8 protein-coding genes are annotated in these 5,513 nt (G+C 44.5%); all 8 read right to left on the bottom strand.

Going from position 1 to position 5,513, the window contains the following annotated elements:
• Nucleotides 1-157: 157 nt before the first annotated feature.
• Nucleotides 158-1,441, bottom strand: a complete 1,284-nt coding sequence (locus tag ALP8811_RS16620) for a major capsid protein (protein WP_000065572.1) — start codon at nucleotides 1,439-1,441, stop codon at nucleotides 158-160.
• Between the two features lie 36 nt (nucleotides 1,442-1,477).
• Complete coding sequence (locus ALP8811_RS16615) at nucleotides 1,478-1,594, bottom strand: phage DNA packaging protein J (RefSeq protein WP_000033471.1); 117 nt, start codon at nucleotides 1,592-1,594, stop codon at nucleotides 1,478-1,480.
• Nucleotides 1,594-2,052 carry a scaffolding protein D gene (locus ALP8811_RS16610; RefSeq protein ID WP_000084700.1) on the bottom strand — a complete coding sequence of 153 codons (459 nt, stop codon included), beginning with the start codon at nucleotides 2,050-2,052 and terminating at the stop codon, nucleotides 1,594-1,596. Before ALP8811_RS16610 ends, ALP8811_RS16615 begins: the two co-directional genes overlap by 1 nt.
• Nucleotides 2,049-2,288 (bottom strand): phage DNA packaging protein C, encoded by a 240-nt coding sequence (locus tag ALP8811_RS16605; protein WP_016670801.1) that lies wholly within the window; start codon nucleotides 2,286-2,288, stop codon nucleotides 2,049-2,051. Before ALP8811_RS16605 ends, ALP8811_RS16610 begins: the two co-directional genes overlap by 4 nt.
• Nucleotides 2,221-2,373, bottom strand: coding sequence for a hypothetical protein (locus tag ALP8811_RS16600; protein ID WP_435988044.1), 153 nt, complete (start codon nucleotides 2,371-2,373; stop codon nucleotides 2,221-2,223). Before ALP8811_RS16600 ends, ALP8811_RS16605 begins: the two co-directional genes overlap by 68 nt.
• Nucleotides 2,306-3,847: a replication endonuclease gene (locus tag ALP8811_RS16595; RefSeq protein ID WP_000252566.1), complete on the bottom strand. Its 1,542-nt coding sequence runs from the start codon at nucleotides 3,845-3,847 to the stop codon at nucleotides 2,306-2,308. Before ALP8811_RS16595 ends, ALP8811_RS16600 begins: the two co-directional genes overlap by 68 nt.
• Before the next feature lie 63 nt (nucleotides 3,848-3,910).
• Nucleotides 3,911-4,897, bottom strand: a complete 987-nt coding sequence (locus ALP8811_RS16590; protein WP_000466547.1) for a Minor spike protein — start codon at nucleotides 4,895-4,897, stop codon at nucleotides 3,911-3,913.
• Between the two features lie 8 nt (nucleotides 4,898-4,905).
• Nucleotides 4,906-5,513: hypothetical protein (locus ALP8811_RS16585; protein WP_501981619.1), on the bottom strand; the 608-nt coding region annotated here is incomplete at its 5' end.

Here is a 5,513-nt window from a genome sequence, read left to right as displayed (position 1 = left end):
TCAGAAAAAAAGTTTGAATTATGGCGAGAAATAAAAGTCTGAAACATGATTAAACTCCTAAGCAGAAAACCTACCGCGCTTCGCTTGGTCAACCCCTCAGCGGCAAAAATTAAAATTTTTACCGCTTCGGCGTTATAACCTCACACTCAATCTTTTATCACGAAGTCATGATTGAATCGCGAGTGGTCGGCAGATTGCGATAAACGGTCACATTAAATTTAACCTGACTATTCCACTGCAACAACTGAACGGACTGGAAACACTGGTCATAATCATGGTGGCGAATAAGTACGCGTTCTTGCAAATCACCAGAAGGCGGTTCCTGAATGAATGGGAAGCCTTCAAGAAGGTGATAAGCAGGAGAAACATACGAAGGCGCATAACGATACCACTGACCCTCAGCAATCTTAAACTTCTTAGACGAATCACCAGAACGGAAAACATCCTTCATAGAAATTTCACGCGGCGGCAAGTTGCCATACAAAACAGGGTCGCCAGCAATATCGGTATAAGTCAAAGCACCTTTAGCGTTAAGGTACTGAATCTCTTTAGTCGCAGTAGGCGGAAAACGAACAAGCGCAAGAGTAAACATAGTGCCATGCTCAGGAACAAAGAAACGCGGCACAGAATGTTTATAGGTCTGTTGAACACGACCAGAAAACTGGCCTAACGACGTTTGGTCAGTTCCATCAACATCATAGCCAGATGCCCAGAGATTAGAGCGCATGACAAGTAAAGGACGGTTGTCAGCGTCATAAGAGGTTTTACCTCCAAATGAAGAAATAACATCATGGTAACGCTGCATGAAGTAATCACGTTCTTGGTCAGTATGCAAATTAGCATAAGCAGCTTGCAGACCCATAATGTCAATAGATGTGGTAGAAGTCGTCATTTGGCGAGAAAGCTCAGTCTCAGGAGGAAGCGGAGCAGTCCAAATGTTTTTGAGATGGCAGCAACGGAAACCATAACGAGCATCATCTTGATTAAGCTCATTAGGGTTAGCCTCGGTACGGTCAGGCATCCACGGCGCTTTAAAATAGTTGTTATAGATATTCAAATAACCCTGAAACAAATGCTTAGGGATTTTATTGGTATCAGGGTTAATCGTGCCAAGAAAAGCGGCATGGTCAATATAACCAGTAGTGTTAACAGTCGGGAGAGGAGTGGCATTAACACCATCCTTCATGAACTTAATCCACTGTTCACCATAAACGTGACGATGAGGGACATAAAAAGTAAAAATGTCTACAGTAGAGTCAATAGCAAGGCCACGACGCAATGGAGAAAGACGGAGAGCGCCAACGGCGTCCATCTCGAAGGAGTCGCCAGCGATAACCGGAGTAGTTGAAATGGTAATAAGACGACCAATCTGACCAGCAAGGAAGCCAAGATGGGAAAGGTCATGCGGCATACGCTCGGCGCCAGTTTGAATATTAGACATAATTTATCCTCAAGTAAGGGGCCGAAGCCCCTGCAATTAAAATTGTTGACCACCTACATACCAAAGACGAGCGCCTTTACGCTTGCCTTTAGTACCTCGCAACGGCTGCGGACGACCAGGGCGAGCGCCAGAACGTTTTTTACCTTTAGACATTACATCACTCCTTCTGCACGTAATTTTTGACGCACGTTTTCTTCTGCGTCAGTAAGAACGTCAGTGTTTCCTGCGCGTACACGCAAGGTAAACGCGAACAATTCAGCGGCTTTAACCGGACGCTCGACGCCATTAATAATGTTTTCCGTAAATTCAGCGCCTTCCATGATGAGACAGGCCGTTTGAATGTTGACGGGATGAACATAATAAGCAATGACGGCAGCAATAAACTCAACAGGAGCAGGAAAGCGAGGGTATCCTACAAAGTCCAGCGTACCATAAACGCAAGCCTCAACGCAGCGACGAGCACGAGAGCGGTCAGTAGCAATCCAAACTTTGTTACTCGTCAGAAAATCGAAATCATCTTCGGTTAAATCCAAAACGGCAGAAGCCTGAATGAGCTTAATAGAGGCCAAAGCGGTCTGGAAACGTACGGATTGTTCAGTAACTTGACTCATGATTTCTTACCTATTAGTGGTTGAACAGCATCGGACTCAGATAGTAATCCACGCTCTTTTAAAATGTCAACAAGAGAATCTCTACCATGAACAAAATGTGACTCATATCTAAACCAGTCCTTGACGAACGTGCCAAGCATATTAAGCCACTTCTCCTCATCCAACGCGTCAGTTTTTGACAGAATCGTTAGTTGATGGCGAAAGGTCGCAAAGTAAGAGCTTCTCGAGCTGCGCAAGGATAGGTCGAATTTTCTCATTTTCCGCCAGCAGTCCACTTCGATTTAATTCGTAAACAAGCAGTAGTAATTCCTGCTTTATCAAGATAATTTTTCGACTCATCAGAAATATCCGAAAGTGTTAACTTCTGCGTCATGGAAGCGATAAAACTCTGCAGGTTGGATACGCCAATCATTTTTATCGAAGCGCGCATAAATTTGAGCAGATTTGTCGTCACAGGTTGCGCCGCCAAAACGTCGGCTACAGTAACTTTTCCCAGCCTCAATCTCATCTCTCTTTTTGCGTTCTGCTTCAATATCTGGTTGAACGGCGTCGCGTCGTAACCCAGCTTGGTAAGTTGGATTAAGCACTCCGTGGACAGATTTGTCATTGTGAGCATTTTCATCCCGAAGTTGCGGCTCATTCTGATTCTGAACAGCTTCTTGGGAAGTAGCGACAGCTTGGTTTTTAGTGAGTTGTTCCATTCTTTAGCTCCTAGACCTTTAGCAGCAAGGTCCATATCTGACTTTTTGTTAACGTATTTAGCCACATAGAAACCAACAGCCATATAACTGGTAGCTTTAAGCGGCTCACCTTTAGCATCAACAGGCCACAACCAACCAGAACGTGAAAAAGCGTCCTGCGTGTAGCGAACTGCGATGGGCATACTGTAACCATAAGGCCACGTATTTTGCAAGCTATTTAACTGGCGGCGATTGCGTACCCGACGACCAAAATTAGGGTCAACGCTACCTGTAGGAAGTGTCCGCATAAAGTGCACCGCATGGAAATGAAGACGGCCATTAGCTGTACCATACTCAGGCACACAAAAATACTGATAGCAGTCGGCGTGTGAATCATTAGCCTTGCGACCCTCGGCAGCAAGAACCATACGACCAATATCACGAAAATAGTCACGCAAAGCATTGGGATTATCATAAAACGCCTCTAATCGGTCGTCAGCCAACGTGAGAGTGTCAAAAACGATAAACCAACCATCAGCATGAGCCTGTCGCATTGCATTCATCAAACGCTGAATAGCAAAGCCTCTACGCGATTTCATAGTGGAGGCCTCCAGCAATCTTGAACACTCATCCTTAATACCTTTCTTTTTGGGGTAATTATACTCATCGCGAATATCCTTAAGAGGGCGTTCAGCAGCCAGCTTGCGGCAAAACTGCGTAACCGTCTTCTCGTTCTCTAAAAACCATTTTTCGTCCCCTTCGGGGCGGTGGTCTATAGTGTTATTAATATCAAGTTGGGGGAGCACATTGTAGCATTGTGCCAATTCATCCATTAACTTCTCAGTAACAGATACAAACTCATCACGAACGTCAGAAGCAGCCTTATGGCCGTCAACATACATATCACCATTATCGAACTCAACGCCCTGCATACGAAAAGACAGAATCTCTTCCAAGAGCTTGATGCGGTTATCCATCTGCTTATGGAAGCCAAGCATTGGGGATTGAGAAAGAGTAGAAATGCCACAAGCCTCAATAGCAGGTTTAAGAGCCTCGATACGCTCAAAGTCAAAATAATCAGCGTGACATTCAGAAGGGTAATAAGAACGAACCATAAAAAAGCCTCCAAGATTTGGAGGCATGAAAACATACAATTGGGAGGGTGTCAATCCTGACGGTTATTTCCTAGACAAATTAGAGCCAATACCATCAGCTTTACCGTCTTTCCAGAAATTGTTCCAAGTATCGGCAACAGCTTTATCAATACCATGAAAAATATCAACCACACCAGAAGCAGCATCAGTGACGACATTAGAAATATCCTTTGCAGTAGCGCCAATATGAGAAGAGCCATACCGCTGATTCTGCGTTTGCTGATGAACTAAGTCAACCTCAGCACTAACCTTGCGAGTCATTTCTTTGATTTGGTCATTGGTAAAATACTGACCAGCCGTTTGAGCTTGAGTAAGCATTTGGCGCATAATCTCGGAAACCTGCTGTTGCTTGGAAAGATTGGTGTTTTCCATAATAGACGCAACGCGAGCAGTAGACTCCTTCTGTTGATAAGCAAGCATCTCATTTTGTGCATATACCTGGTCTTTCGTATTCTGGCGTGAAGTCGCCGACTGAATGCCAGCAATCTCTTTTTGAGTCTCATTTTGCATCTCGGCAATCTCTTTCTGATTGTCCAGTTGCATTTTAGTAAGCTCTTTTTGATTCTCAAATCCGGCGTCAACCATACCAGCAGAGGAAGCATCAGCACCAGCACGCTCCCAAGCATTAAGCTCAGGAAATGCAGCAGCAAGATAATCACGAGTATCCTTTCCTTTATCAGCGGCAGACTTGCCACCAAGTCCAACCAAATCAAGCAACTTATCAGAAACGGCAGAAGTGCCAGCCTGCAACGTACCTTCAAGAAGTCCTTTACCAGCTTTAGCCATAGCACCAGAAACAAAACTAGGGACGGCCTCATCAGGGTTAGGAACATTAGAGCCTTGAATGGCAGATTTAATACCAGCATCACCCATGCCTACAGTATTGTTATCGGTAGCAAGCACATCACCTTGAATGCCACCGGAGGCGGCTTTTTGACCGCCTCCAAACAATTTAGACATGGCGCCACCAGCAAGAGCAGAAGCAATACCGCCAGCAATAGCACCAAACATAAATCACCTCACTTAAGTGGCTGGAGACAAATAATCTCTTTAATAACCTGATTCAGCGAAACCAATCCGCGGCATTTAGTAGCGGTAAAGTTAGACCAAACCATGAAACCAACATAAACATTATTGCCCGGCGTACGGGGAAGGACGTCAATAGTCACACAGTCCTTGACGGTATAATAACCACCATCATGGCGACCATCCAAAGGATAAACATCATAGGCAGTCGGGAGGGTAGTCGGAACCGAAGAAGACTCAAAGCGAACCAAACAGGCAAAAAATTTAGGGTCGGCATCAAAAGCAATATCAGCACCAACAGAAACAACCTGATTAGCGGCGTTGACAGATGTATCCATCTGAATGCAATGAAGAAAACCACCATTACCAGCATTAACCGTCAAACTATCAAAATATAACGTTGACGATGTAGCTTTAGGTGTCTGTAAAACAGGTGCCGAAGAAGCTGGAGTAACAGAAGTGAGAACCAGCTTATCAGAAAAAAAGTTTGAATTATGGCGAGAAATAAAAGTCTGAAACATGATTAAACTCCTAAGCAGAAAACCTACCGCGCTTCGCTTGGTCAACCCCTCAGCGGCAAAAATTAAAATTTTTACCGCTT

Origin of the sequence: Aliiroseovarius pelagivivens (assembly GCF_900302485.1) — a bacterium.
GTDB lineage: Bacteria > Pseudomonadota > Alphaproteobacteria > Rhodobacterales > Rhodobacteraceae > Aliiroseovarius > Aliiroseovarius pelagivivens.
This window is presented reverse-complemented; position numbering and strand designations above follow the sequence as displayed.